Annotated in this window: 1 pseudogene; it reads right to left on the minus strand. The window is 76.2% G+C overall.

The features are described from left to right. Positions 1-655: pseudogene (locus tag ABZV34_RS39960) on the minus strand (hypothetical protein); the annotation flags it as partial. Positions 656-1,030: the final 375 nt, after the last annotated feature.

The raw sequence follows: 1,030 nt of genomic DNA on the forward strand, positions 1-1,030 counted from the left end.
CTTCCTGGGACCCCTCGACCGACGCCGCCAGCGCGAGGATCGCGTGGTGGTGCGCGGCGAGGTTGCGCTGACCGGCGCCGAGAGCGGTGCGCAGACCGTCCTCGGCATGAGCCCGGGCGCGGGCGTGCCTGCCGGCGCGCAGTTCTCCGTAGGCGAGGCGTTCCAGTGCCTGGGATACCAGGACGCGCGGGCCGCGGGCCCTGGCGACGGCGAGCGCACGGGAGTTGGCCCGGCAGGCGGCGGAGAGGTCACCGACGACGAGCGCCGCTCCCCCGGCCCGCAGGAGAGCCTCGGGACCCTCGGGGGTTCCAGCCGCCCCTGCCCCGGCGACCGCCTCCCGCAGCCGTTGGCGTCCCGTGTCCAGGCTGCCGTGCATGACCGCGGACATCCCCGCGCGGAACGCCGCGAGCCGCAGGTCGGGTTCCGGCTGGCCCGGAGCAGGGTCCAGGGCCTCCCGGCACGCCGCCGCGTCGCCCATCGCCCAGGCCGCTTCCATGGCAGCGAGCTTCGCCGCGAGAGCGAGGTGGGCGTCGACCGGACCGAGCAACTCGGCGGCGAGGGCCAGCACTTCGCGGGCGTCGGCGGCCGGCTGCGGGGTGACCGGGCCCTGATCCGTGTCGGGCGGTGAGCCCGACTGCCGGCGGAGGTCGCACAAGGCCGCCGCTCCGCCTCCGTCGTCCAGGGGTTCCCGACGTTCCGGATGTCTCTGAGCCTGCGAGCGGCGGACGGGCGGCCCGGCGGCGGGGTCGTCGGCGCGAAGGGACGACACCCGATCCCTCGGGGTGGGCACGGATGCCGTGGAACCCGGCGCGCCCGGCACGGGGAGCGGTGCCGAGGCGCACCCGGGAGTGGGCGCCGGCCCTGGGCCGCCGCCGCTTGGACCCGGCTCGTTCGCCGTCCCCCGCGGGGCCGTCGGTAAGGAGTTCCTGCCTGCCGTCCGGAGCGGACTTCGCGCAGTCGCGTTTCCCGTCACGACCGTCACGCTACTTCCGCGTAAACGAAGGCGGAAGCCCGCGTTCAGTTGCCTCCA

Source organism: Streptomyces sp. NPDC005195, from assembly GCF_040608315.1.
GTDB classification, from domain to species: domain Bacteria; phylum Actinomycetota; class Actinomycetes; order Streptomycetales; family Streptomycetaceae; genus Streptomyces; species Streptomyces kaempferi.